This is a genomic window from Citrobacter sp. RHBSTW-00859, from assembly GCF_013729795.1.
Classification (GTDB): Bacteria; Pseudomonadota; Gammaproteobacteria; order Enterobacterales; family Enterobacteriaceae; genus Citrobacter; species Citrobacter braakii.
Genome location: NZ_CP056284.1, coordinates 2,706,309 through 2,731,036 on the forward strand (window position 1 = coordinate 2,706,309; position 24,728 = coordinate 2,731,036).

Genomic DNA, 24,728 nt, shown 5'->3' on the forward strand with positions numbered 1-24,728 from the left:
GGAGAGAGCAAAATGAAAGACGAACGTGAACGTTTAATCACTATTTTGACGGCTTCGCTTGAGGCGTTGAGAACCACGCTTCCCTTAAACACAGAAGCGGTTCTGCATGACCTTACCCGCCCCGAATCGTCCGTGATAAACATCATTAATGGACACGTCAGCGGCAGGAAAGCCGGTGATGCGCTGTTGTCCGGTCCGGAAAATGACACGGGATTCTTAGGTTTACTGGATGCTTCGCAGCGTGTTCCCAGTCTGGTATTCAGTGGATATACCACCACCACTCTCTCTGGCACCACGTTGAATAGCGCATCAACGATTTATTACAGCAAGGACGGCGTGCCGCTAGTGGCTTTTTGCATTAACGTCGATATGGATGTGGTATCAAAACTCAAACGCGACCTGGACTATTTACTCCATCCGGCCGCCGCGGCTGAAACGCCGGAAAATCCGCTAGGTGATATTCAGGATAAATCTCTGGATGACGTTATTTCGAAATTCAGACCCACGGGTTCAGAAAATAAAATTGATTTCAGAAAACGGGTTATTTCTGAAATACATGCTCAGGGCTTTTTCAAGATTAAAGGCAGCGTTAATCATGTCGCTAAAGCGCTGGGCGTCACCCGATACACCGTTTACAACTATCTGGATAAATTAAATGACAAAGTCTGACACCACAGTAATTCCTTTTTATCAGGTTGATGCTTTCACCTCTCAACCTTTTGGCGGCAACCCGGCGGGCGTTTGTCCGTTAACTGCGTGGCTGCCTGACGCTGTTCTGCAAGCCATCGCCACGGAGAATAATCTTTCTGAAACCGCGTTTTTTGTGCCGTTCGAGGAGGGTTATCACCTGCGCTGGTGTACGCCTGCGGTTGAAGTGGATTTGTGCGGTCATGCCACTCTCGCTGCATCTTGGGTGCTGTTCAACAAGCTTGGCTACCAACAAGAAACTATCAGCTTCCACACCCGCAGCGGCCTGTTGACGGTGAGTAAGAACGGGGACGAACTCTGCATGGACTTCCCGGCTAAATCGGCCATAAAGATTGATACTCCTGATGGGCTGCTGGCAGCCCTTGGCATTACCGACGGTGTTATCGGGGTGTGGAAATCGGACGATCTGATTGTACTGGTCGATGACAAAACCATCATCGACGGGCTTAATCCTGACTTCAACAAGCTGGCGGTATTCGACACCCGCGGCGTGATCGTGACCGCCGCTGATAACCAGTTTGATTTTGTGTCCCGTTGGTTCGGCCCGCAGGTCGGCGTGAACGAAGATCCCGTCACCGGGTCGGCACACACTTTCCTCGCCCCGTTCTGGGCGGCGCGTACGGGTAAAAATGTCCTGACCGCTCAACAAGGCGGGAAGCGTAAAGGGGCGTTGCGCTGTGTAGTTCGGGATGACGGGCGCGTGGAATTGCATGGCTTCGCTCGTATGACCATCGAAGGAATATTCCAGTTGTAATGACGATGTATGACCGGAACGGTAACCAGGCATATAATGACCACGCCTTCCAAAGCATGATGTTTATATAAAATAAGAGTTAATAATGACAGCAAACACCAGACTTTCATTGCCAGAGACAATGGCTCTTGGCGGGATGACCCTTGCGCTTTTTTTGGGTGCAGGCAATATTATATTCCCGCCGCTGGTCGGCATGCAGGCGGGCGCAAACGCCTTTAATGCAGGCTTTGGCTTTATCATCACAGCGGTTCTGTTCCCGGCACTGGCGATTATTTCCCTTGCCATTAATGGCGGTGATATCGCGGAATTAACGAAACCCTTAGGCAAATGGCCGAGCCTGATTTTTATTGGCATTTGCTTTTTAACACTGGGGGTTTTATTTGGTACGCCACGCACCGCGACGATTAGCTACGAGGTCATCACCGATGGCGCAGCTAGTTCCCTGATGCAGAAGATTATATTTTCCGCCGCGTTCTTTGGCCTTGCTGGCGCGACGCTGGCTAAGCCGGGAAAACTGCTGGAAATCGTCGGTTTCTTCCTTTCGCCCATTAAAATTAGTGCCCTGATTTTTATCGGCATATGTGCCTGGTTACATCCGATTGGTGACCTCACGACCGCCACAACCGCGTATCAAACTCGCGCGTTCGATACAGGGTTCGTCAACGGTTATCAGACCCTGGATGTGATCAGTGCGCTGTGCTTTGGCGCCATTATCACCCACACGCTTAAGCAGCGCGGGATCCACCATCCGCGGGGCATCTTCACCCATTCCACCGCTGCAGCCTTTATTGCCGCTGCAGGTCTGGCCGTGATTTATATCTGCTATCTGTCGATGGGGTCCCACAGCCCGGTGCGGGGCGCAACGAATGGTATGCAGGTGATGAGCGCCTATGTCGAGACTGTTTTTGGCGTTTATAGCCGGGTGTTGTTGGCGGCGATCATTACCCTCGCCTGTCTGGTCACGGCCATTGGTCTGACGACCGGAACAGCGCGCTATTTCAACCAGACGACCGGTGCGTCTTATGGGCTGCTGGTGACGCTCTCCCTGATGGTGTCAGCAGCACTTGCCGTGCTGGGACTGAATTCCCTCACCGCAATGGCGGTTCCCGTGCTGTGCGCCATTTACCCGGCTGCGCTGGTCGTGGTCGCGCTGGGCATCGTTAGAAAATGGACAGACGTGCCGACGAATCTGTATCAGTTGCTTTTCTATAGCGCCCTGGCAGTGGGAATAATGAGCTTATTTGTAAAATCCTGAATGAACAGTCGCAAGTTCGGAAGATGTCTTTTCATTTTCGCTCAAAGCAGACCAGACAATCAGTTGGCCTGTCTGCTTCGAGCCAGAAGCTAACATCGATAAAAAATAACTTAATGGTCGAGCTCCACCAACTTCAGACCTTAGATTGCGTATTCAAAGTTTGAGGGTAAGACAGTCACAACGGACATGTAGACTTAACAGGCCGTATATATTACAAATTTAAGATAATTTTTCTCTCATAAAGTAAGGGCCTCTCCCATGTCTTTAATCATACGACAAGCAACATCAGCCGATTCGGGATTACTAAATGAGCTTGGCTACCGCTTCTATACTGCGCACTTTAAGCATATGTGGAAGTCAGAATCAGAATTTGATAATTATTTGGAGGGTGAATATTCACTTCCTGTTATTGAACAGAGTATTAATGATAAAAACATTAGCTGGTATATAGTTGAAATCGAGCAGCCGATTGGTTTTGTGAAGCTGACATGGCAAGCAACTGTCCCGAATACAGACATCAGCGGTGTTTTACTTAATAAACTCTACCTTGCCCCAACCAAAACGAATCAGCATTACGGTCAACTAATGTTTAATAAAGTCATAGATCTTGCCCGAAGTCAGGGGAAAAAATATTTATGGCTGGAGGTTCTTGAACAAAATGAACGTGCTCAAAAATTCTATAAAAAGCAGGGAATGAAACACATCAGCGACATCATTTTCGAAACAAATTCACAGAGGAGCATACTCAAGTTAATGGGGATGTGTATATAAGGCCCGCTCCTCGCTCAGATCAGTTACCCTGACACGTGTGCAGCCTGGCCTTCATTCATAAATTCTCAGTGTATCGATAACTGCTCGCAGAGCGGGAGACACATTGCGGTGCGGATAATAGAGAAATGAACCTTCCAGGCGTTGACTGTAGCGTTGTAAAACTCTAATGAGCGAACCCTCTTCTAAATCATCGGACACCAGTTCTTCCGGAACATAAGCCAGCCCCAGCCCCAGTCTTGCGGCTTTGGCTTCCATATAACTGTCAGCAAAAGCCCATTGTCCCTGCGGCTGATGAGTTATTTTTTTACCATCCTGTTGAAGCTCCCATGTATAGAGGCTTCCATCGCCAAATTGATAAGCGATGCAGGGATGAACCGCCAAATCTGCCGGGACTTGTGGAAAGCCATAGCGGCGAAAGTGTTCTGGCGTACCAACAATGGCCATCTCCATGTCGGGGGAAATACGGACCGCTATCATGCCACCGCCAATTTCCGGTCCGAGACGTACACCGGCATCGAATCTTTCCGCAATAATATCGACAAACCGACTTTCGCTGATGAGTTCCAGCCGGATGTCAGGATAGCGTTGCTTAAACACCGCAAGCTTTGGCAGGAGCAGTTTATCAATAGCGTGCTGACTGGCATTAATCCGTACCGTACCTGACGGGGACTGGCGATAATGGGCCAGCGTGGCAAGCCCCATATCTAAAGCGTCGAATCCTGACTCAATAGTCCGGTAGAGTTGTTCGCCGGCATGGGTGAGCGATAGCCTACGCGTAGTGCGAGCCAGAAGCTGAACGCCCAGTCTTTCTTCAAGTTCGCGTACGGAACGGCTTATACCTGATTGTGCCAGGCCGAGTCGTTGCGCCGCAGCGGTAAAACTCCCTTCCCGCACCACCTGCATGAACAGGTATAAATCATTATAGTTTTCCCGTTTCGCCATCACGTTTCCCTCGCTATCGCATCACTATTTAGAACAATATGGTATTAATTCTAGCAATTTTACCCCTCTAATAAGCACTATTACTGCTCACTATAATGCTCGCATTGCAACAAAGCACAGCAGTGTTGTCCGTATGAAACCTGTATCTATCACGTTTTATGAGGGGATTTTGATGACTGCCTTCACCAAAAAACTGACAGCCGCGATACCAGCCATGCTGCTCTGCGCATCATTAAGTGGAGTTACAACGATGAGTTATGCCAATACAACCAATCCGAACGCGCCAGTTTCACTGGTCGAGACATGGGATAAAACCTTCGCTAAAAGTACGAAAGTTAATCACCGTAAAGTGACCTTTCAGAACCGCTTCGGGATCACCCTGGTCGGTGATCTCTACATTCCAAAGGATCGCGGCGAGCGCAAACTGGCGGCCATTGCCATCAGCGGGCCTTTCGGCGCGGTGAAAGAGCAGTCCAGCGGTCTGTATGCGCAGACGTTGGCTGAGCAGGGATTTGTTACCCTGGCTTTTGACCCTTCATATACGGGGGAAAGCGGTGGCTATCCACGTAACGTTGCCTCTCCGGATATCAACACCGAGGATTTCAGCGCGGCTGTTGATTTCCTTGGCCTGCAAAATGAGGTTGATCGAAATCGTATCGGATTACTGGGTATCTGCGGATGGGGCGGGATGGCCTTAAACGACGCCGCGATGGATACCCGCGTGAAAGCGGTGGCGACCAGCGTGATGTATGACATGAGCCGTGCGATGGGGCATGGCGTAGGTGATGGTAAAGACCGTTATACCACTGCGGATCGTCGCGCCGTATTACAGTATCTGAACGCACAGCGCTGGGAAGATGCGAAGAACGGAGCTTTCGCGCCCGGCGGGCATGACATTTATGTTGATGAAAAGGGGGACGTCAGTACGTCGAAACGTATTCTGCCAGAAACGTTACCCGCAAATCCTAATCCGGTTCTGAAAGAATTCTTTGATTATTATCGCATGCCGCGTGGTTTCCATGCGCGTTCGGTCAACTCAACCGGGGCCTGGAATGTGACGATGCCGCTGTCATTTATGAATATGCCACTGCTGAGCTACGCCAATGAAGTCACTATCCCCACGCTTATCGTGACCGGCGAAAAAGCCCATTCACGCTATTTTGCTGAAGATGCCTTTAGGGCGATCGGCAGCAATGAGAAAGAGCTGGTGATTGTCCCGGGGGCAAATCATGTTGATCTGTACGACAACGTTGCGGGTAAGATTCCGTTTGCTAAATTTGAGCAGTTTTTCAATACCAACCTAAGATAACCGCCCCAAGCCGCCTGATATTTGCAGGCGGCTGTAAATCGCCTGCAGATCATTTTCATCCATGTTTTGACGTGATTTCCTGAATGGCGTCTGTCCGGACTGCGCCTGAACCTGGCCGATTCGATATTAAGAGATCTGATAATGTCCACAGTAAGACTAAAACCGCATTACGAAAAAAAGCATGCGCATTGGGGGGGCGTGTTTGCCATGACGCTGTGCGTGTTTGTGCTGATCGCTTCCGAGTTTATGCCGGTCAGCCTGCTTACGCTTATTGCCAGTGATTTACACATTACCGAAGGGCTGGCTGGCCAGGGAATTGCAATCTCTGGCGCGCTGGCGGTCATTACCAGCCTGACTATCTCCCATATTGCCTGAGATCTGAACCGAAAACATCTCCTGCAGGGGCTGACGGTTTTAATGGCCATATCGGGGATAGTCGTCGCCCTGGCACCCAGCTACCCGGTTTATATCCTGGGGAGGGCCCTGCTTGGGGTGGTCATTGGTGGATTCTGGTCCATGTCTGCTGCAACCGCCATTCGGCTCGTTCCGCAGCATCAGGTTCCCCGCGCGCTGGCGATTTTTAACGGTGGGAACGCGCTGGCTACCGTTGTAGCGGCACCGCTTGGCAGCTATCTGGGGACGACCGTGGGCTGGCGAGGGGCTTTTTTATGCCTCGTTCCCCTGGCTATAGCCGCATTCATCTGGCAGTGGGTCAGCCTGCCATCGATGGAAAGCGATAAAAAACAAAAATCCCAGAGATCTATGCATCGTCTGTTCCGCATCACCATTGTCCCTGCGGGACTTCTGGCCTGCGGGCTCTTCTTCATGGGGCAATTTGCCTTATTTACCTACGTGCGCCCCTTTCTTGAGACCGTAACCCGCGTAGGCCCTTCTGGTCTCTCTCTGATTTTGCTCGCAATAGGCGTGGCTGGTTTTGTCGGCACACTGGCCGTATCAATATTCCTGAACACAAGTTTTTATCAGACTTTAATCATGATCCCCCTGCTTATGGCAGCAACTGCCGGGGCGTTACTACTGGTTGGACACAGCATCTGGGCTGTTGCCGTATTGCTCAGCCTGTGGGGACTACTAGCAACGGCTGCGCCAACGGGATGGTGGACATGGATAGCGCGGGCACTACCCGAAGATGCAGAGGCGGGTGGTGGCTTAATGGTTGCGGTGATCCAGCTATCAATTGCCCTGGGTTCAACGGCAGGTGGGTTGGTATTCGACACTCTGGGATGGCGCAGTACTTTTGGCTTGAGTGGTTTCTTACTTCTGGCGGCGGCAGCAATGACGATTGTCACATCCCGTCAAAACAGCAAAGCAAACTAGAACAATCCATTCATTTCTGGCGTGCTCTCTGTCATGGCATACGGCAGAGAGCCGAGTGTCCGCCCTCGCTGATCGCGGACCTTTAGCCCAGTTATCTTCTATTTTTTCACCAAATATTTTCGCATCAGTGCATTTTGTAATGTCACTCCGCGACAGGCAGGAAACCCACGTTCCACAACATGAAAGCCGTGTCGTAGAAAGAACGCCTCCGCAGCCTTACTGACATTTGAAGTCAGTTCGCCAATTCCACGTTGTCTGGCTTCTTCATGAATGCGATTCATCAGTAGTGTCCCTACTCCCTGTCTCGGGTAGGTTCCCGAGACAAAGAAATGGTCAATGTACCCATTTGGCTGAACATCTGCATATCCAGCTATTTCACCATCCACTTCAACAACAAAGGGGCGTAATTCCTTCATGTGATTGGCCCATTGTTCCGGGTCGATATCCGTTGGGGCCCACGCATCTATTTGTTCCTGTGTGTAGTAGTGTGATGCGAGGGTATGTACAGAAGATAAAAAGACGCTGAACAACGAAATTTCATCTCCATTACTAAACCTTCTGATTTTCATAAGACCTCGTCAGGAGAGTGACTTGTAGAACAAGTCCATTTTTGGTGCAGCGGAGCGTCAGCTCCTCGCGGTGAGTTTAATGGGTCAATGCAACGCTATTCTTAATCAAGGGAGATGCTCAGGCAACGCCGTTGAGTCAACATCAAACCATCGACCAGTGGCGGTAATGTCGCTACGCCACGGGTAAGGCTTTTTCCAGTTGAGTATGTAATATTGACTTATTGTGTAAAAAGATTACTTTTCAGGACATGAAGAAGATACTCATTATTGTTCCCGATGGCGGTATGCTGTTTGAGTCCGCCGGTATTGCCGACATTCTGATGCAGGCCAACCGCCTGCATCCCAAAGGCGCTACGGAGACGTGTTACCAGGTTCAGTTAGCGACAACGCAACCGCATCAGGTGATCCATGGTCAGTCCGGCCTAAATCTACTGGCAGATCACCGCCTGCATGAGATAGATCCTCGCGAACCTCTCGATACCATCATCATCACTGGCAGAGGTCAAAACCCGCAGGAAGGGATTGCGGTGGTTGACTGGCTACGCCTTGCCGCTCCCCATGCCCGCCGCATTGCATCCATTTGCGGCGGCGCGATGCTGCTGGCAGAAACCGGGCTGCTGGACGGCAGACGAGCCACCACCCACTGGAAGCTACTGGAAACCATGCAGGCAGAATTCCCAAAGGTGCGCGTCGAAAGCGGTCCGCTCTATATCCAGGACGAACATATCTGGACATCAGGTGGCGTCAGTTCCGGCTTTGACCTGACGTTAGCGTTAGTTGAAGAGGATTACGGCTTCAGTCTGGCGCGCGACGTCGCTCAGGATTTCGTCATGTACCTGCGCCGTCCCGGGGGACAACTCCAGTTTAGCCGCTACAACCTTCAGCAGACCAGCACCCTGGGCCCGATTAACGATCTGCTCGCCTGGCTGCTTGAGAACCTCACCGCCGATCTCAGTGTGGATAAACTGGCGGAAAAAGTCGCCATGAGTCCGCGTAATTTCACCCGCGTGTTTACCCGAGAAACGGGCGCATCACCGGCACGCTATGTGGCTGAAGCCCGTCTGGCCGCAGCACGACAGCGTCTGGAGCAGACCAACGAGACGCTGGAGCGTATCGCCGAACAAACAGGATTTGGCAGCAGCATTAACCTGCGACGGCTGTTTGAAAAACAGCTTCACCTGACGCCTGGTGAATATCGCCAACGCTTTCATTGTCGTAAAATGGCGTAAAGTGATCCTTATTTGTCATTTACGCCAATCCATGACCGGCCTAAATTTACTCCAGAGACAACAGATAAGGAGTTCATCATGGTAAAGGTCGGTATTAACGGTTTTGGCCGTATCGGACGTAACGTACTGCGTGCTGCACTGGGTAACCCGGAGATTCAGATCGTGGCAATCAACGATCTGACAGACAGTAAAACGCTGGCGCATCTGCTGAAATACGACTCGCTGCTCGGTAAACTCGACGCCGACGTCACCGCCGGTGAGGGGCAGTTGGTGGTTAACGGTAAATCCATTACCGTGTTCAGCGAACGCGACCCAGCCAACATCCCATGGCGTCAGCGTGAAGTCGATATTGTCATTGAAGCAACCGGCTTCTTCACTGAACGTGACAAGGCGGCGGTGCATATCCACAGCGGTGGCGCAAAACGAGTGATTATCTCCGCCCCCGGTAAGAACGATGATTTAACCATCGTGATGGGCGTTAACGATCACCTCTACTCCGCGGATAAACACTTTGTCGTCAGCAACGGTAGCTGCACCACTAACGGTCTGGCACCTGCCGCACAGGTTTTGCACCAACATTTCGGCATTAAGCATGGTTTGATGAATACCACCCACGCCTATACCAACAGCCAGGCGCTGCACGACCAGCCGGAAAAAGATCTTCGTGGTGCCCGCGCCGCTGCATTGTCGATTGTCCCCTACTCCAGCGGTGCCGCGAAGGCGCTTGGCAAAGTCATCCCGGAGCTGGATGGTCGCTTAACCGGTTACTCGCTGCGCGTACCGGTTCCGGTGGTGTCCATTGTCGATCTGACCGTAACGCTTGAGCGGGATGTTACAGCAGAGGAGGTCAATAATGCGTTTCGTGACGCCGCCGCGACAGGGCCACTGAAAGGGATCCTCGGTTACAGCGATGAACCGCTTGTCTCAAGCGACTATCAGGGTGACCCGCGCTCATCCATCATCGACGGCCTGTCAACGCTGGTGATTGGCGGCAATATGGTCAAAATTCTGGCGTGGTACGACAACGAATGGGGATTCTCTAATCGCCTCGTCGACCTGGCACTGCTAATGGCAAGGCACGAACGTTAATCCCCTGCTCTCACACTCTCTCTAAATCCACGCCAGGCGTGGATTTTTTTATATCTGTTACGTGTTTGTCCAAGTGACAATCGCCCACAACGTCACGTCCCCCATTTTTAGTCGTCACCTTACGATGCTGCTAGGGTGACGCGTTTAAAAACGTTAGCGATAACCCGACAAAATAATAAATCGCCAGCACTTCAACGGTCAGTTTATTAATCAGACAGTTGCGACCATAATAAAATGAGTAATGCGATCTTATTTGAGGATTCCGGCATGATCACCTTTTATCAACTTACAGCCACCCGTCTGCATGGTGAGCCCGTCTCTATGGCCGACTATGCTGGCAAACTGGTTCTGGTGGTCAATACTGCCAGCCATTGTGGCTTCACGCCGCAATATGCAGGCCTCGAAGCGCTTTACAAGAAGTACGCCGCGCAGGGCCTGGTGGTGCTTGGTTTCCCCTGCAACCAGTTCGGTAATCAGGAGCCCGGCGGGGCCGACGAAATCTCGCAAACCTGTCACATCAACTACGGTGTGAGCTTCCCGATATTTGAGAAAGTGGAAGTCAACGGTGCGGCTACGCATCCGGTGTTTCGTTACCTGAAAAACGAATTACCCGGCGTGCTGGGTGGGCGTATCAAGTGGAATTTCACTAAGTTCCTGATCGGGCGTGACGGCAAACCGCTCAAGCGTTTTGCGCCGTTCACTACCCCTGAGAAAATAGAAACCGCGATCCTTGCTGCGCTTAAAGTCTGAGCGCACCTGTCATTCAAACCGTCCCCATTATGCCCCAGCGCACTGTCTGAATAAAAAACACGCTGCAAAATCAACAAAATATAATCAACTTGCTTAATTACTCTGCAATCGCGTGAGTTCAGGAAGAAAAATGCTATTTCCCTCTTGCCTCATTCGGTCTGTGCCGCTAATATTCGTCCCCGTTGTCACCTACAACGTTGCGTTCATAGCTCAGTTGGTTAGAGCACCACCTTGACATGGTGGGGGTCGTTGGTTCGAGTCCAATTGAACGCACCATCTTGCGTCCGTAGCTCAGTTGGTTAGAGCACCACCTTGACATGGTGGGGGTCGGTGGTTCGAGTCCACTCGGACGCACCAAATTATTTCTATGATTTGGTGCTATTTCCCTTCGCTACACCTCATAATTTCTTTTTATTGCCTCCTGTTCGTAACCTTAAGCTTAATCATTACTCCGTATGATGCTGGCACAAAGCGATAGGCCAAAGTCTTCTAAACTCTATGCTCAGCGCGTATCATTTATCCTCTTCGCAAACCTTTTTCGCCAGAGATCGGATACCATGCCCTCTTCCATTATTCTGTTTGCCGCGGGCAGTTTACGCCTGGCATTTGCCCCTTTGATAAGCCAGTTCTCGCGCCATAGCGGAATAGACGTGAAGGTGGAATATGGTCCGGCCGGTTTATTACGCGAGCGTATTGAAGCCGGTGAACCGTGTGCGCTCTTTGCCTCAGCCAATCGGGAGCACCCGCAACGCCTGCTGGCTTTGCAAAAAGCTGTCCTCACGCAAACCTTTAGCTGGAATCAACTGAGTCTGGTCAGCAACCGAAACGGCGCCTGGCTGGATTTGCTCCGCGACCCAACGCTACGAATAGGTACATCCACGCCCGGCTGCGACCCTTCCGGAGACTATACCTGGGCATTTTTCGACAATATGGATGTACTGGAGCCAGGACTCGGACAACAGCTTCGGGCGCGCGCCATCCCGCTGGTTGGTGGGCGTGATACGGTGAAAATCCCGTCTGGTGAACTAGCGAACGCCTGGATCCTTCGCCAGGGACTGGCCGATCTGTTTATCGGCTACGCGCATTACGCGAAAACGCTGCGCGCCCAACCCGACGTGCATTATGTAGCTATCCCTGATGAGCACAATATTCGCTGCGAATACCAACTGGCGGTGCTCGACGCATCTAACGAGGTGATGGCGCTGGTTAAATTCATGCTCTCCAACGGCGGTCAGGCGTTTCTTACCGCCGCCGGGTTTTTACCTCTTAACGACGAACAGAAAACAGCGGTGCGATAAACGGCGTCGGGTGGTTCTCCAGACTGAGTTTTCGCAGCGGTAAGCCATAGGCCTGGAACAGATTCTCTTCCGTCACAATGCTGTCCGTTGGCCCTGCCCGCCATTTTCCTTCAGGGAGCAGCAGCAAAGTATGGGTGGCTATTTGTAACGCATGCAGCGGATCGTGGGTCGAAAAAAGAATGCTGCATCCCTGTAGATGGGCCAGATCGCTGATGAGCTGAAGCACCACCTGCTGATTGGCGAGATCCAGCGCGGAACACGGCTCATCAAGCAGCAGCGTTTGACACTCCGTCACCAGCGCCCGGGCTATCATCACCAGTTGCTGTTGACCCCCGGAAAGTGAGCTAAACGAGTGGGAAGCAAGCTGGGCAATATTTAACTGCTCCAGCGCCTGGGTCGCTCTTTGTTGATCCTGCTGGCTGGGTTGCGCAAAAAGCTTCACGTGCTGTGCCCGCCCCATCAGCACCACGTCGCTCACCGTATAAGGAAATGGCAGGTGGCAATGCTGCGCCACAATCCCTATCCCGCCGTCAATTTCAATGCTGCCGTCCAAAGCTGGTAGCGTGCCGGTTAGCGTATCGAGCAGCGTACTTTTACCCAGGCCGTTACGTCCCAGCACAGCCCAGATCTCACCTTTCTGGCAACTGAATGTAAGCGGCTCAAATAGCGGCGCGCGATACCCATAGGTAAGCGTATTTACACGCAATGCGGCAGGTTTCATGATGTCTCCTGGCGGCTGGAGCGGATGAGTAAAAAAGCAAACAGCGGCGCGCCGAATAATGCGGTGATGATCCCAAGCGGTATCTCCGCGTGCATCAGGGTACGGGCAATATCATCCACCACAATCATAAAACCGCCTCCCATCCAGAAGGCGCACGGCAGTAGACGACGATGATCAACCCCCACCAGCAAACGCGCCAGATGCGGAATAACCAGCCCAACCCAGGCGATACTGCCGCTGACCGCTACCTGAGCGGCAACTAAAAAAGCGCAGCACAGCAAAACGCTGCGTCGCAGAGGAACCACCGCGACGCCTAGCGATCGGGCATCTTTATCATTGAGTGATAACAGGTTTATCCGCCAGCGTAGCTGGTACAAAACTGTCGCAGCGATACCAACTGGAATCGCCAACAGCAGAACTTTATGCCAGTTAGCCGTCGCAAAGCTGCCGAGCAGCCAGAACACGATATTGGGTAACGTTTCTTCGGTATCAGCCTGATACTGAATCAGGCTCACCAGCGCGGCAAAAAAACCACTCAAAATGATACCCGACAGGATCAGCACCAGCGTATTCTCCAGCCCCTGCAGCGCAGCAATGGCATACACCAGGATCAGCGCCGTCAGACCGAAGAAAAACGTTGACCCCATCATCAACCACGGCGACAGGCCGAGCAGAATAGCCAGCGTTCCGCCAAAAGCGGCCCCGGACGTCACGCCAATAATATGCGGGTCGACCAGCGGATTATGAAATACCCCTTGCAGCGTCGCGCCACATAGCCCCAACGCCCCACCCGCCAGCAGCGCCATCAGAATTCGCGGTAGCCTGACCGTCCAGATAACCTGACCGGCAATCCCTTCAGCGTCGCTATAGTGCATCAGGTGATAAAAGACTTCGCTTAACGACAGCGGATATTGTCCGAGGCACAACGAACCAAGGCCCAGCAACAGGACCGTTGCGATTAAGAGTGGTTGCTGGGGTAAAATGTGGTTACTTAACTGCATCAGGCTGCCAGTTCACACCATAAAAACGCTGATAGTAGTCTTGCGCCTGCGCATCAACATCCACGTCTTTGTAGGCGTCCGGGTACAGTTTTTTGGCCATCCACAGCTCACCAATAGCTAACGCTTCAGGCATCGGATAGCCCCAGGCTTTGGCGTACTCAGGCATCAACCAGACGCGATGATTTTTCACCGCATCAATCCCCTGCCAGTTAGGATCGTTTTGGATCTCCGTTACCACCTGCGGGTAGCGATCCTGAACAAAAATTACCTGCGGGTTCCACGCCAATACCTGTTCCAGCGCAACCTGACGGGCGCCTTTTACACTGGCAGCCGCCACGTTTAGCCCACCCGCGTGCTGCATCATGAGTCCCGTGTACTTCCCGGAACCGTAAGTCATCAGGTCGGGGTTAGCCATATAAATACGGACTTTTTGCGCATCCGGGATTTTTGCGACCGGCGCATTGAATTTTGCCCGCGCCGCAAAAACGTAGTCGATTAACGTCTCAGCTTGCGGTTTGCGCCCCACGACGTCCGCAATCAGGCGAATCCCCTGCTTTAACCCTTCGTTGTAGACCTGCTCTTCATCGGCCATGGTCGGGTTCATTTTATTCTGTTGCCCGGCTGCATCCTTGCGCAATGAGATTGCCACGACCGGAATACCGGAGTTCTGAATCTGCTGGATCATCTCCGCAGGCGCATAGTTGGCGACAAAAACCACCTGTGGATGAATCGCCAGTAGGCTTTCGATATTCACGCTGGTGAGATCGCCCGGCGTCGGCAATGTGGCAATTGCCGGCATAAAGCGCGCAAACTCAGGCCCGAGCTGTTTTTTCCAGCTCGACATCACGCCAATAATGTCCTGCTGAGCATTAAGCTGGACCAGAATATTCAGCGTCTGGTGTTGCAGCACGACCACTTTGTCGACGTGGTCCGGAATCGTGACCTGACGACCAAGCTGGTCGGTGATCGTACGGTCGGCCTGGGCAGAAAACGCAAACAACATGCTGGCGCATACCAGCACAAAAGAGCGGAAAGTTAACATGGGATACCATCTGGATAGCGGAGTAAAAACGATGTGTATTAAATTATATAACGATATGACAGGCAACCCATTCGCGATAAATACCGCACGACACACGAGGAAGATCAATTTATGCCGACAAAAAAGCCGACGGTGATGACCACCGTCGGCTGTGGGTAACACTATGACTAACGGATTATTTGGTTGCCGCTTTAATGATATCGAGCGCTTTGGCGAACTGATCCTGCGGGATCGTCAGCGGATAAAGGAAACGAATAACGTTGCCATACTGACCGCAGGTCAGCAGCAGTAATCCTTGCTCAAGGGCTTTCTTCTGCACGCGTTGTGCGGCGGCTGCGTTGGGTTCTCCCGTCGCTGCATCACAGAATTCAGCGGCGATCATAGAGCCTAAGCCGCGCACTTCGGCCAGTTCAGGACACCCGGTTTGCGCGTCAGTCAGAGTGGCGCGCAGTTGTTCGCCAAGAGCTGCCGCACGCTGGCACAGCTGTTCATCACGAATAATATCCAGCACCGCATGAGCTGCCGCAATTGACAGCGGGTTTCCGGCGTAGGTTCCGCCCAGACCACCCGGCGCAGGCGCATCCATAATTTCAGCTTTGCCCACGACGCCAGACAGCGGCATGCCGCCTGCAAGGCTTTTTGCCATAGTCATCAGGTCAGCTTTGTCAGCGTAGTGGTCCATCGCAAATAACTGGCCTGTACGGGCAAACCCGCTTTGCACCTCATCGGCGATCATCACGATGCCATGCTCGTCGCAAATACGGCGGATGGCAGCCACAAACTCCGGCGGCGCCACCACGAAGCCCCCTTCACCCTGGACGGGCTCGAAAATAATCGCCGCGACCTGAGTGGGATCGATATCGGCTTTAAACAGGCGCTCAATCGCTTTGATGGAGTCCGCCGTAGAAATCCCCTGCAACTCGCAAGGATACGGTGCGTGGTAAACCGAGCCAGGGAACGGGCCGAACCCTTTTTTATACGGCGCCACCTTGCCGGTTAACGCCATCGTCATGTAGGTACGCCCATGAAAACCGCCGCCAAAAGCAATAACGCCAGGACGGCCGGTATGTGCGCGCGCAATTTTCACCGCATTTTCGACCGCTTCAGCCCCGGTGGTGAAGAATGTGGTTTTGCGCTTGCCGTCGATTGGCGCAACGGCGTTGATTTTCTCCGCCAAAGACACATAGCTTTCGTACGGGACAATCTGATAAGCCGTATGGGTAAAAGCCTGCAGTTGCGCTTCGACTGCCTGCACCAGGCGAGGATGACGGTGTCCGGTGTTCAGCACGGCAATCCCGGCGGCAAAATCAATGTACTGATTGCCTTCGATATCGGTAATTGTGCTGTTTTCTGCTGACTGGGCATAAAAATCACACATTACACCCACGCCACGCGGGGTGGCATCCAGACGACGTTGTTGCAGGTTTTTATTGTTCATTCTCTACACCTTGTCCATTAATACATTTAGGTTGAATTACCCTTTAAATTTAGACGCCATCTGGTACTTTAATCGAGAGCCAAATCGTTTTATTTTAAGGATCCAAATGCGTTCACTTGCCGGAGATGTGATCAAGCAGGCATTTAGCCAGCAGACCGATGAAAAGCTGCATCGTCGCCTGTATGCCGCCATCTGCAGTTGCATCCTCGAAGGTAGCCTGAAACCGGCGACCCGAATGCCTCCGTCGCGTGACCTGGCAGGCGAACTGACGCTATCGCGCAATACCGTCCTACGGGTTTACGAGCAATTGCAGGCCGAAGGTTATATTTCCGCGCGCACCAGCAGCGGCACATTTGTCACCGACAGCGTGCTGGACAATCTCGACCTGCGTCCCCACAAAGAGCCCGTTGCCGCCGCACTGGAGGATCACACCCGCTTATCTGCCCGCTGCCTTGAGCTGCTGGGCCATGCCAGCGCCAGCCCTCGTCAATGGGGCGCATTTATTCCAGGCGTACCTGATGTGGAGCATTTCCCTCACCGGGTGCTCAAAAAAATTCAGGATCGGCTGGCGAGACGGTTGCGCCCGGAGTTTCTCACGTACGATGCCGCAGGCGGCGTGACTGAGCTGAAAGAAGCACTGGCAGACTATCTGCGCACCGCACGCGGGGTACGGTGTTCACCGGAGCAAATTCTGATTACTGAAGGTATTCACCAGGCGCTGGATCTGGTGACCCGGACGCTATGCAACCCGGGGGATAACGCCTGGATTGAGGAGCCGGGCTACTGGGGAATCAAAAATATTCTGCGCATCAATGCGGTTAACTTTTCGGCGATCCCAGTTGATGAACAAGGTATGGTGCCGCCGGAGGCTGGCGAATCTGCGCCAAAGCTGATTTTTGTGACACCGTCACATCAATATCCGCTCGGTTCGGTAATGAGCCTCAACCGCCGTCGGGCACTTCTCTTTCGCGCACGTGAAACGCGAAGCTGGATAGTGGAAGATGACTACGACAGCGAATTTCGCTTTTCCGGCCAGCCAATTCCATCATTGCAGGGACTGGAAGAAGAGACGCCGGTCATCTATATCGGGACATTCAGTAAAACACTCTATCCCGCACTGCGGCTTGGGTATGTGGTACTGCCCAAACCGCTCGCCGCGCCGCTGAAGAAGGTTCATAACGACCTCTATCGTGGTGGACATTTGTTGATTCAGGCAGCGCTGGCGGAGTTTATCCGCGAGGGTTACTACGCGGCGCACATTCGTAAAATGCGCCAGTTGTACAGTCGTCGCCGCCAGACGTTGGTGGAGCTTATCAGCCGCCAGTTGGGCGAGCAGTATCTTGGCTCCTTCAGCAGCAACGCCGGGCTGCACATGATTCTACAGTTGCCCGTCGGGAGCGATGACGTTGTCATTGCCCAACAGGCGAATGCGCAAGGGCTGCTGGTGCGCCCGCTGTCTCGCTATTACGTGAATGAAGAGAAACGCAGCGGCCTGCTGCTGGGATTTGCCAGTATTGCAGAGCATGAAATGGCGGCGGCGTTTACCCGACTGGTGGGTATTATCAGAGTAAACGCCGTTTAAGCACTGCCGGATGGCGCTGCAAGCACCTTGTCCATCCGACATGCTGTTTAATGTGACGCTTTTTTAATCCCTGCCAGGTCCTCCTGGCTTACATCGCCATTCCCTTCTCCCCAACTTTTACGCACGTAATTAATCACGTCGCGCATTTCGTTGTCGCTTAACATGCCACCGTAAGCCGGCATCTTAAAGGAGACGCTGCCACGCGTTGTCGGTGTTTCTGCGCCGTGGGCAATCACTCTGAACAGCGGCGTCGGGTCATCAACCATCACCAGCGGGTTGTTGATCAAAGAAGGTGCGTTATCATCCGTACCTTTCCCCTCCAGACCGTGACAGGTTGAGCAGTAGCGGTTATAGGTCACTTTGCCCGCCTCGGGTGAATTCGACCAGGACACCGTAGTTGCCGCTGCGCGCACCGTTTCAGGCTTCACGCTTTTCAGGCTCAGCAGATATTGCGCGATCGCCGTGGCATCGTCATCGGTCAGGTACTGTGTACTCTGCGTAACGACTTCAGCCATAGAACCTGAAACCGCGGCATGCTTGCTTTTACCGGTCAGCAACAGCGATTTTAATTCCTGCTCAGACATTCCCGTGCCGCGCAGCGAAGGCGCATACCAGCCGTCGATCATCGCGCCGCTCAGGTACTCGGCATCAACATTGGTATACGCTTTTTCGTTCATCGCCATGCCTCTCGGGGTATGGCAAGAACCGCAGTGCCCGGGACCTTCCACCAGATAAGCGCCCCGTTTTACTAACGCAGCGTTGTCATCCGTTTTCGCACGCTCTACAGTCGTCGCTGGCGCGTCGGTAAACAGCCAGTTCCAGATATGCAGCGGCCAGCGGGCGGAGAGTAGCCACGGAATGGCATTCTCTTTATTGGGCTGCGCAGAGGGGGTGACATCATGCATAAAATAGCGATACAACGCCTGTACATCGTCATCAGAAAGTTTCGCGTAAGAGGGATAAGGCATGGCCGGATAGAGCGGATGACCATCTTTGGCAATTCCCTGACGTACGGCCTTGTCAAAATCCTCGTATGAGTAATTACCAATACCCTGGGTTTTGTCTGGGGTAATGTTGGTCGAATAAATATCCCCTACCGGAGTAGGAAACTTTTTGCCACCCGCCATCGCCGCCCCCCCTTCGGTGGTATGACAGGCCACACAGTCAGAGATACGGGCGATATATTCGCCATTAGATTCCGCTGCACTCACAGAGGCGGTAAACAAACAGGCGGCAAGAACGGTTACGTTACGCATAGATCACCCCATATCCTTGAGTTCATTAACCGCACGCCATGCCTGGTCGATGGCCGTATGGGCATAAGCGCCCCAGTCAGAATCGGAATTAGCGATGGCAATGCGACCAACTGGCTGACGCGCCCGCTCGATAATTTCTGGCATTTTATCCATATCATCGAACAACGCGTTGGCGTAATACGCATAGCCATGCGCCCAGCGGTTAACCGTAATGGCGGAGATATCGCGTTGATTATCAAAGCCCGTTGAGCCAAACATTTCCTGCAACTGGGAGCGAATCATCTCCTCATGCGTCGCAAATGTGGTCCCCAGTAAATACGCTCGCCCCAGACGGAACTGTTCTCTGGCCGACAAATTACTGCCCGGATAAGTAGGCACATAGACCATGTGAATGACCATCGGATCGTCCGGTGAGGCCGGGTGTTGATACCCGCCGATGCTGACCGGATAGTCGAGCTTAATCCGGCTGTATGGTGCCGCCGGAGAGTAAAATTCATGCACGCCAAGCTGTTTGAACGCCTGCCAGTTTTTGACCACCACGTTGGTGTACACCAGCGGTGCCTTCACGTTCAGTTTGAGATCCGCCTGCTGCTGTTCCGGCATCTCAGGCACCAGATACGGGATCATCATGTTATAGCCCGCCATGATGGTGTTTTTACCGCGCACGCGATGCATTTTGCCGTCACGCAGATAGGTCACCACCACGCCATCCTTTGTGTTGGCCGCATTAATCACCGTGCTATTCAGACGCAAGCGCGTGGTGTTTTCCGGCAGATCCAGCTTTTCATAATGCAGTCTGGCAAGGACGGAGTCTTCCATCGTGTTACCCGGTAGCGCATCCGGCAGCATATACCTGACTAACAGTCGGGCCAGCCCGGCGTTACCGTCAGGGAAATGGTAAACATACGGCTCTTCGAGGTCGGCCAGCGACTCGCCGTCCAACGGCGGTATTCCCAGCGCCTCCATGCCGGGTAATGCGCACGCCCTGGCATCGCTACAGGAAATGCCTTCAATGCCGATGGCAAAGAAGTCATTAGAACGCTGCTGAAAATAGAGCAGCGCCATTTTGCTCAAACCAACTTTTGTGGCCAAAAATTCACTGTAGCTGTGGGTATCCAGCCATTCCATTTTCTCATCGACCGTCATGCCCGGAAGATAGTCGCCAGGATGGACGTGCAGGTCGATCAACGCCTTTCGGTCATGCTCACTTAGCGGAAAATCATTGATAAAGTCTTCAATTTTACGGCCATTGAGCCTGTTCGGCGGGATATCATCAGATACCGCGCGCCCCGGATCGCCGCTGACGATTTTTGTCTCGCCAAAATTCTTTTTGTCGAAAAAAACGCCACGACTGAGCTGCCAGTCGGGGTAGAAGTTTACGTCAAAACTCTCTTTTAACCGCGTGACGCTGACGCCCACGGTTTCCATCAGTTTTTGCACCTCAGGGCTGAAATTGTGCGCGGGCGACTGGAATGCTTCGCTGCCGCCATAGCCGAGTAATTTCTTACCTGAGCTCGTAAATTCGTTACGTTTGGCGTGCCCGCCAAAATCGTCATGGTTATCGAGGATCAGGATCCGGCTATTTTGACCGGCAAGCTGGCGCCAGAAACAACCGGCAGCCAGCCCGCTAATACCGCCGCCCACAATCACCAGATCGTACTCTTCCTCAACGGGCAGAGCGTTTAAATCAAAATGCTTATGCTCGCGGCCTACTGCATGCGCCATTTCAAACGATCCAGGATGATTACCCCGCAGCCCCGTCAGCCCTGGCGGATAATAATTTCCATCTATAAATGCGTTTCCCTTTCCTGCCGCCCTGACCCATTCCAGCGGGGTAAGCCCCGCCGCAATAGTCACCGCGACGCCGTTGAGAAAATCACGTCTGGTAATTGCCATTAACTTTTTTCCTTATTGCTACACACTGCCCTAAATACGACACAAATAAGAGATGTCCCCCTTCATAGTAATAAAGGGGTACAGCCGACTATTTCCCTGGCTTTAACTCTTCATCCAGTTTTTTAGAATCATAATAATCACCCTGCCAGGTGATTTTACCTGCTTTAACATGAATATAGCTGACACCTTCAAATTTTATCGGATTATTTGTCGGCGGACTCCCTGCCCATTCACCACTATTTTTGCCTGAAAATTCCCAACGAAACGCCACGGTATCTTCGTCGTAAACGGGTTTGCCGACCATTTTCCAGCTCAGATCTGGCACCGCCTTAATAAAGGCACCGATAACCTCTTTTTCAGCTTTTTCTCTGCCATTTATCGGTTCGCCAGCGGCGGCATCATAATAGACTGCGTCATCAGCAAGATATTGCGCGGCTCGCGAAGCATCGTGTGCATTCCAGGCTGCCATGTACTCTTTAACGGTATTCAGCGATGTGCTTTCTGCCAGGCTATAGCCCGAGAACATCACGAATGAAAGCACCGCTATGTTTAATGTTTTCATCGACATCCTCTCTATTCAGAAATGTCACACATGATATGTTTCACCCGGGTATATTCTTCGAGCGAATAGGATGAGAGATCTTTGCCATAACCCGATTTTTTGAACCCGCCGTGCGGCATTTCGGCGCACAGAGGAATGTGATTGTTAATCCACACGGTGCCAAAATCGAGGTCAATGCTGAAGCGCTGTGCGCGCCCATGGTTACTGGTCCAGACGCTGGCGGCCAGACCATATTCCACATCATTCGCTTTGTGTAGACCCTCTTCATCAGTCGAAAACGACTGAATAGTCATTACCGGTCCAAAAACTTCATGCTGAATAGCTTCGTCATGTTGATGCAATCCGGAGACGATCGTCGGCTCAAAATAGAAGCCCGGACCCGGCCCGGCACGCCCACCCGTTTCAATTTTTGCATGTGCCGGTAAACGCGCAATAAAGCCTTTCACCTGCTCCAGTTGGTTTTTACTGTTCAATGCGCCATATAGCGCAGCCTGATCCGCTGGCGGTCCAAATTTAATACTCTTCGTTTTCTGAACCAGCTTTTCCAGGAATTCAGCGTAGATGGATTGTTCGACCAGAATACGCGTAGCCGCCGTGCAATCCTGGCCGGCATTGAAGAAGCCTGCCGTGGTGATCGTCGCGATCGCCTTGTCCATATCTGCATCAGCAAACACCACCGCAGGCGCTTTCCCGCCCAATTCCAGATGCGCCTTGGTCAGGTTCGCCGCTGCCGAAGCCGCAACCTGTAGACCCGCGCGGACCGAACCGGTAATCGAAACCAGTGAGGCCTTCGGGTTTGAAACCACCAGCGAACCGGTGCTGGCTTTACCTAATACGACGTTAAACGCCCCTCTTGGGAACAACGGCGCGGCCAGTTCAGCTAACAGCAGCGTGCTGACCGGCGTGGTGTCGCTGGGTTTTAATACGACCGTATTGCCTGCCGCCAGCGCTGGCGCAATCTTCCATACCGCCATCATGAACGGGTAGTTCCATGGCGTGACTTGTCCAACGATACCCAGCGGTTCACGGCGGATAGTCGAGGTAAACCCGGCGGAATATTCCCCTGCCGCTTTCCCTTCAAGACAGCGCGCCGCACCGGCAAAAAAGCGGATGGCATCGCAGGATGCCGCGATCTCTTCCTTCTCAATAAAATGGCGAAGCTGACCGGTCTCCTGACTCTGCGCGTTCACCAGCCGCTCAACGTTTCGTTCAATCTCATCTGCCAGTTGCAATAACGCCTTTTGCCGCTGTGCCGGCGTCGATTTTCGCCAGATGCTAAACGCCGCCTCCGCCGCCGAGTAGGCCTGCTCCACCTCTTCCGCATTGGCGTTGGGTGATAATGCATACGTTTCGCCGTCGACCGGACTCACCAGTTCGAAGGTATCTTCGCTACGACCTGCTACGTATTGCCCATTGATAAAATGCTTCAGGGTTTTCATGTCTGTCTCCTGCCCGTTAATACATAAAGAAACTTATGTAATATATATATTGTAAAAGATTTTCAAATGCGCAACATTGACACTATGATAAGCCTCGCATTTTTAACTTAATTTTTACATTTTCGGGATAAGGCTTTTCATCGTGAGACGAGGCTTTATGCTCAGCTCATCATGAAGTTATCGGGACACACATCCGCTTGTGCAGTGACGTTGCGCATAGGCATGTAAAATAACTCGGCCATTCTTACCTTCCTTGCCTGACGGGCATGTGTTAAAAATGGTCGTTGTTTCAGGGAATTGAGTGCAGAAAAGATTATGATTACTCACGCGGTCATATTTGCGCCTATCGGGCAGGTCAGTCGTTCAGACCAGATAGTGCAGCGCCTGTCAAACGCCATTATCACGGGGTTGCTGGAGCCAAAAGAACAGCTCCCCAACGAAACTGATTTGGCAAAGATGATGGGTGTCTCACATATCACTATCAGAGAAGCGCTAAACACGCTTCGGGCTAATAATCTTATCCATACGGTTCGTGGTCGTAATGGCGGGAGCTTCGTTTGCGAAAATATTGATGGCAAAAACAGCGCCCTGCATCCGTTCAAAGCGATCAGTACGGATTATCTTTCTGACCTGGGTGAAATGCATTGCGCCATTATCAGCCATAGCGCAAGGCTGGCTTCCAGACGGATGACCGGCGCGGATATCGCCAAATTTCGCGAGTTTGTTGAGGTGCTCAGCAAGGCAAACTCACCAGAGCTGATGACCCAGGCCGATATGCGCTGTCTACTGGCGATAGCTGCCAGTTCACATTCGGCGCGACTGGCCAATCAGGAGCTGCAGGTCCAGGCTGAATGGGCATCGCTGGTGGCGATACTTTATCGCGCAGACAACATTCATGCCGAAATTATTGCGCTTTACTCGGCACTGGCCGATGCGCTGGCAGCTCACAACGAGGCAGAATCCGTGCAGCTTGCCACACGGATCATCGACACGTTTACCTATTACCTTATTGAAAAAAAGCTGAAATATAACTCGAACTGACAATCAGTGAAGGCAGGACAGACAATGAGCTCTTCGACATCCTTAAGCGCATTAATTCGTAAGATTGATGATATTACCGCCTCTACCGTAGATTCTACCGTTGCGCTGGCGAGGAGCATCCATGAGGCGATTTCCGGGGTGCAAAAGGCCTCAGCAGAAGTTGTCCTCGATCCATCGGTGAGATCTACAGTTCAGCAACACATCAAGCGCACCCTCAGTAACAATCATTACTGTTCAGGGGCCGGGTTCGCCAGCCATATTGAGAGCACTGCAACCACAAAAGAGTATTGGCTGCTGGAATGGTGGTATAAGAAAGATAATGGTTTGAGTCAGGCGCACCTCGATTTAGATCAGGCCACCCAGCAACGTCTGGATTTCAGAACCTTCGAGTGGTTTAAGCACTCACCTCCGGCAGGAAAAGCCTATATCCACGGTCCCTACGTCGACTATATCTGCAATATTTCCTACACCCTGACCTCGGCAGTACCGATCTACTACAACGATCAGTTTCTTGGCGTTGCCGCCGTCGATCTGCTGGTCAGTCAGATAGAGGCCGAACTGCTCTCCTGCGCTCATCCTGACTATGTCATTCTGACCAATCTGGAAAACAGAATTATCTTTTCCAGCTGGCCACGTTTTCGCGTGGGTGAATTACTCTCTCCCGCAAACAGTACCGTTGTTTATCAGAGCGACTACTTTATCCTTTATCACTATCAAAACTAAGGGCCCGAAGGCCCTTAG

The 24,728-nt window shown here is 52.3% G+C and carries 22 protein-coding genes, 2 tRNA genes and 1 pseudogene; 15 read left to right on the top strand and 10 right to left on the bottom strand.

All coding sequences use genetic code 11. The annotated features are described in order from the left end of the window. Positions 1-12 precede the first annotated feature (12 nt). The 4 genes from HV302_RS13530 (at position 13) to HV302_RS13545 (ending at position 3,488) form a co-directional block, all read left to right on the top strand. Positions 13-669: a helix-turn-helix transcriptional regulator gene (locus tag HV302_RS13530; RefSeq protein WP_181625953.1), complete on the top strand. Its 657-nt coding sequence runs from the start codon at positions 13-15 to the stop codon at positions 667-669. Further along, positions 656-1,462, top strand: a complete 807-nt coding sequence (locus tag HV302_RS13535) for a PhzF family phenazine biosynthesis protein (RefSeq protein ID WP_046274915.1) — start codon at positions 656-658, stop codon at positions 1,460-1,462. The genes HV302_RS13530 and HV302_RS13535 overlap by 14 nt, the downstream gene beginning before the upstream one ends. Positions 1,463-1,547: 85 nt before the next feature. Further along, on the top strand, positions 1,548-2,717 hold the full coding sequence (gene brnQ, locus HV302_RS13540) for a branched-chain amino acid transport system II carrier protein (RefSeq protein WP_181625954.1): 1,170 nt from the start codon (positions 1,548-1,550) through the stop codon (positions 2,715-2,717). Positions 2,718-2,975: 258 nt separating this feature from the next. Beyond that, a complete protein-coding gene (locus tag HV302_RS13545) occupies positions 2,976-3,488 on the top strand; it encodes a GNAT family N-acetyltransferase (protein ID WP_181545868.1) in 513 nt (170 codons plus the stop codon). A 51-nt stretch (positions 3,489-3,539) separates the two neighbouring features. Here the strand turns inward: HV302_RS13545 and HV302_RS13550 are convergent, their stop codons facing one another. Next, the gene (locus HV302_RS13550; protein ID WP_181625955.1) at positions 3,540-4,430 is read right to left on the bottom strand and encodes a LysR family transcriptional regulator; all 891 of its coding nucleotides are present in this window, start codon (positions 4,428-4,430) and stop codon (positions 3,540-3,542) included. A 172-nt stretch (positions 4,431-4,602) separates the two neighbouring features. Between HV302_RS13550 and HV302_RS13555 the strand changes: the two genes are divergently transcribed. Next, complete coding sequence (locus HV302_RS13555) at positions 4,603-5,739, top strand: alpha/beta hydrolase (RefSeq protein ID WP_181625956.1); 1,137 nt, start codon at positions 4,603-4,605, stop codon at positions 5,737-5,739. Positions 5,740-5,880: 141 nt separating this feature from the next. After that, positions 5,881-7,074 (top strand): annotated as a pseudogene (locus HV302_RS13560) (MFS transporter). Positions 7,075-7,172: 98 nt separating this feature from the next. On the opposite strand, the gene HV302_RS13565 reads toward HV302_RS13560, so the two are convergent. Continuing rightward, the gene (locus tag HV302_RS13565; protein ID WP_019076706.1) at positions 7,173-7,643 is read right to left on the bottom strand and encodes a GNAT family N-acetyltransferase; all 471 of its coding nucleotides are present in this window, start codon (positions 7,641-7,643) and stop codon (positions 7,173-7,175) included. Positions 7,644-7,891: 248 nt separating this feature from the next. Between HV302_RS13565 and HV302_RS13570 the strand changes: the two genes are divergently transcribed. The 6 genes from HV302_RS13570 to HV302_RS13595 all read left to right on the top strand — a co-directional run bounded on the left by HV302_RS13570 (position 7,892) and on the right by HV302_RS13595 (position 12,009). After that, the gene (locus HV302_RS13570) at positions 7,892-8,872 is read left to right on the top strand and encodes a GlxA family transcriptional regulator (RefSeq protein ID WP_049281863.1); all 981 of its coding nucleotides are present in this window, start codon (positions 7,892-7,894) and stop codon (positions 8,870-8,872) included. A 78-nt stretch (positions 8,873-8,950) separates the two neighbouring features. Then, entirely contained in the window at positions 8,951-9,961 is a 1,011-nt protein-coding gene (gene gap / locus HV302_RS13575; protein ID WP_047417734.1) for a type I glyceraldehyde-3-phosphate dehydrogenase, read from the top strand. Positions 9,962-10,228: 267 nt separating this feature from the next. After that, on the top strand, positions 10,229-10,711 hold the full coding sequence (locus tag HV302_RS13580; protein WP_016152944.1) for a glutathione peroxidase: 483 nt from the start codon (positions 10,229-10,231) through the stop codon (positions 10,709-10,711). Between the two features lie 199 nt (positions 10,712-10,910). Continuing rightward, positions 10,911-10,987: transfer RNA gene (locus HV302_RS13585), tRNA-Val, on the top strand. A 4-nt stretch (positions 10,988-10,991) separates the two neighbouring features. After that, a tRNA-Val gene (locus HV302_RS13590) sits at positions 10,992-11,068 on the top strand. A gap of 200 nt (positions 11,069-11,268) precedes the next feature. Further along, positions 11,269-12,009, top strand: a complete 741-nt coding sequence (locus HV302_RS13595) for a substrate-binding domain-containing protein (RefSeq protein ID WP_181625957.1) — start codon at positions 11,269-11,271, stop codon at positions 12,007-12,009. Here HV302_RS13595 and HV302_RS13600 read toward each other — a convergent pair. From HV302_RS13600 to puuE, 4 genes are all read right to left on the bottom strand, one after another. Continuing rightward, positions 11,978-12,730: an ABC transporter ATP-binding protein gene (locus tag HV302_RS13600; protein ID WP_181625958.1), complete on the bottom strand. Its 753-nt coding sequence runs from the start codon at positions 12,728-12,730 to the stop codon at positions 11,978-11,980. The two genes, HV302_RS13595 and HV302_RS13600, sit on opposite strands and share 32 nt — an antisense overlap. Continuing rightward, entirely contained in the window at positions 12,727-13,731 is a 1,005-nt protein-coding gene (locus tag HV302_RS13605; protein ID WP_181625959.1) for a FecCD family ABC transporter permease, read from the bottom strand. The genes HV302_RS13600 and HV302_RS13605 overlap by 4 nt, the downstream gene beginning before the upstream one ends. Then, on the bottom strand, positions 13,718-14,773 hold the full coding sequence (locus HV302_RS13610) for an ABC transporter substrate-binding protein (protein ID WP_181625960.1): 1,056 nt from the start codon (positions 14,771-14,773) through the stop codon (positions 13,718-13,720). The genes HV302_RS13605 and HV302_RS13610 overlap by 14 nt, the downstream gene beginning before the upstream one ends. 175 nt (positions 14,774-14,948) lie before the next feature. Then, positions 14,949-16,211 carry a 4-aminobutyrate transaminase gene (gene puuE / locus HV302_RS13615; RefSeq protein WP_016152939.1) on the bottom strand — a complete coding sequence of 421 codons (1,263 nt, stop codon included), beginning with the start codon at positions 16,209-16,211 and terminating at the stop codon, positions 14,949-14,951. A 106-nt stretch (positions 16,212-16,317) separates the two neighbouring features. Here puuE and pdxR point away from each other — a divergent pair, with 106 nt between their 5' ends. After that, positions 16,318-17,793 (top strand): MocR-like pyridoxine biosynthesis transcription factor PdxR, encoded by a 1,476-nt coding sequence (gene pdxR / locus HV302_RS13620; protein WP_181625961.1) that lies wholly within the window; start codon positions 16,318-16,320, stop codon positions 17,791-17,793. Between the two features lie 47 nt (positions 17,794-17,840). On the opposite strand, the gene HV302_RS13625 is transcribed toward pdxR, so the two are convergent. From HV302_RS13625 to HV302_RS13640, 4 genes are all read right to left on the bottom strand, one after another. After that, complete coding sequence (locus tag HV302_RS13625) at positions 17,841-19,049, bottom strand: c-type cytochrome (protein ID WP_181625962.1); 1,209 nt, start codon at positions 19,047-19,049, stop codon at positions 17,841-17,843. A 3-nt stretch (positions 19,050-19,052) separates the two neighbouring features. Beyond that, positions 19,053-20,945, bottom strand: a complete 1,893-nt coding sequence (locus HV302_RS13630) for an NAD(P)/FAD-dependent oxidoreductase (protein ID WP_016156387.1) — start codon at positions 20,943-20,945, stop codon at positions 19,053-19,055. 88 nt (positions 20,946-21,033) lie between these two features. Beyond that, the gene (locus HV302_RS13635; RefSeq protein WP_016152935.1) at positions 21,034-21,507 is read right to left on the bottom strand and encodes an ester cyclase; all 474 of its coding nucleotides are present in this window, start codon (positions 21,505-21,507) and stop codon (positions 21,034-21,036) included. A gap of 11 nt (positions 21,508-21,518) precedes the next feature. After that, positions 21,519-22,946 carry a gamma-aminobutyraldehyde dehydrogenase gene (locus HV302_RS13640; RefSeq protein WP_181625963.1) on the bottom strand — a complete coding sequence of 476 codons (1,428 nt, stop codon included), beginning with the start codon at positions 22,944-22,946 and terminating at the stop codon, positions 21,519-21,521. Between the two features lie 315 nt (positions 22,947-23,261). Between HV302_RS13640 and HV302_RS13645 the strand changes: the two genes are divergently transcribed. Then, positions 23,262-23,987 carry a FadR/GntR family transcriptional regulator gene (locus HV302_RS13645; RefSeq protein WP_016156385.1) on the top strand — a complete coding sequence of 242 codons (726 nt, stop codon included), beginning with the start codon at positions 23,262-23,264 and terminating at the stop codon, positions 23,985-23,987. A 24-nt stretch (positions 23,988-24,011) separates the two neighbouring features. Continuing rightward, entirely contained in the window at positions 24,012-24,710 is a 699-nt protein-coding gene (locus tag HV302_RS13650; RefSeq protein ID WP_016152932.1) for a cache domain-containing protein, read from the top strand. Positions 24,711-24,728: the final 18 nt, after the last annotated feature.

What these genes read in the sequence shown, in the direction of transcription:
- HV302_RS13530 (WP_181625953.1), top strand. Translation starts at nt 13, where the DNA reads ATGAAAGACGAACGTGAACGTTTAATCACTATTTTGACGGCTTCGCTT.
- HV302_RS13535 (WP_046274915.1), top strand. Translation starts at nt 656, where the DNA reads ATGACAAAGTCTGACACCACAGTAATTCCTTTTTATCAGGTTGATGCT.
- brnQ (WP_181625954.1), top strand. Translation starts at nt 1,548, where the DNA reads ATGACAGCAAACACCAGACTTTCATTGCCAGAGACAATGGCTCTTGGC.
- HV302_RS13545 (WP_181545868.1), top strand. Translation starts at nt 2,976, where the DNA reads ATGTCTTTAATCATACGACAAGCAACATCAGCCGATTCGGGATTACTA.
- HV302_RS13550 (WP_181625955.1), bottom strand. Translation starts at nt 4,430, where the DNA reads ATGGCGAAACGGGAAAACTATAATGATTTATACCTGTTCATGCAGGTG.
- HV302_RS13555 (WP_181625956.1), top strand. Translation starts at nt 4,603, where the DNA reads ATGACTGCCTTCACCAAAAAACTGACAGCCGCGATACCAGCCATGCTG.
- HV302_RS13565 (WP_019076706.1), bottom strand. Translation starts at nt 7,643, where the DNA reads ATGAAAATCAGAAGGTTTAGTAATGGAGATGAAATTTCGTTGTTCAGC.
- HV302_RS13570 (WP_049281863.1), top strand. Translation starts at nt 7,892, where the DNA reads ATGAAGAAGATACTCATTATTGTTCCCGATGGCGGTATGCTGTTTGAG.
- gap (WP_047417734.1), top strand. Translation starts at nt 8,951, where the DNA reads ATGGTAAAGGTCGGTATTAACGGTTTTGGCCGTATCGGACGTAACGTA.
- HV302_RS13580 (WP_016152944.1), top strand. Translation starts at nt 10,229, where the DNA reads ATGATCACCTTTTATCAACTTACAGCCACCCGTCTGCATGGTGAGCCC.
- HV302_RS13595 (WP_181625957.1), top strand. Translation starts at nt 11,269, where the DNA reads ATGCCCTCTTCCATTATTCTGTTTGCCGCGGGCAGTTTACGCCTGGCA.
- HV302_RS13600 (WP_181625958.1), bottom strand. Translation starts at nt 12,730, where the DNA reads ATGAAACCTGCCGCATTGCGTGTAAATACGCTTACCTATGGGTATCGC.
- HV302_RS13605 (WP_181625959.1), bottom strand. Translation starts at nt 13,731, where the DNA reads ATGCAGTTAAGTAACCACATTTTACCCCAGCAACCACTCTTAATCGCA.
- HV302_RS13610 (WP_181625960.1), bottom strand. Translation starts at nt 14,773, where the DNA reads ATGTTAACTTTCCGCTCTTTTGTGCTGGTATGCGCCAGCATGTTGTTT.
- puuE (WP_016152939.1), bottom strand. Translation starts at nt 16,211, where the DNA reads ATGAACAATAAAAACCTGCAACAACGTCGTCTGGATGCCACCCCGCGT.
- pdxR (WP_181625961.1), top strand. Translation starts at nt 16,318, where the DNA reads ATGCGTTCACTTGCCGGAGATGTGATCAAGCAGGCATTTAGCCAGCAG.
- HV302_RS13625 (WP_181625962.1), bottom strand. Translation starts at nt 19,049, where the DNA reads ATGCGTAACGTAACCGTTCTTGCCGCCTGTTTGTTTACCGCCTCTGTG.
- HV302_RS13630 (WP_016156387.1), bottom strand. Translation starts at nt 20,945, where the DNA reads ATGGCAATTACCAGACGTGATTTTCTCAACGGCGTCGCGGTGACTATT.
- HV302_RS13635 (WP_016152935.1), bottom strand. Translation starts at nt 21,507, where the DNA reads ATGAAAACATTAAACATAGCGGTGCTTTCATTCGTGATGTTCTCGGGC.
- HV302_RS13640 (WP_181625963.1), bottom strand. Translation starts at nt 22,946, where the DNA reads ATGAAAACCCTGAAGCATTTTATCAATGGGCAATACGTAGCAGGTCGT.
- HV302_RS13645 (WP_016156385.1), top strand. Translation starts at nt 23,262, where the DNA reads ATGATTACTCACGCGGTCATATTTGCGCCTATCGGGCAGGTCAGTCGT.
- HV302_RS13650 (WP_016152932.1), top strand. Translation starts at nt 24,012, where the DNA reads ATGAGCTCTTCGACATCCTTAAGCGCATTAATTCGTAAGATTGATGAT.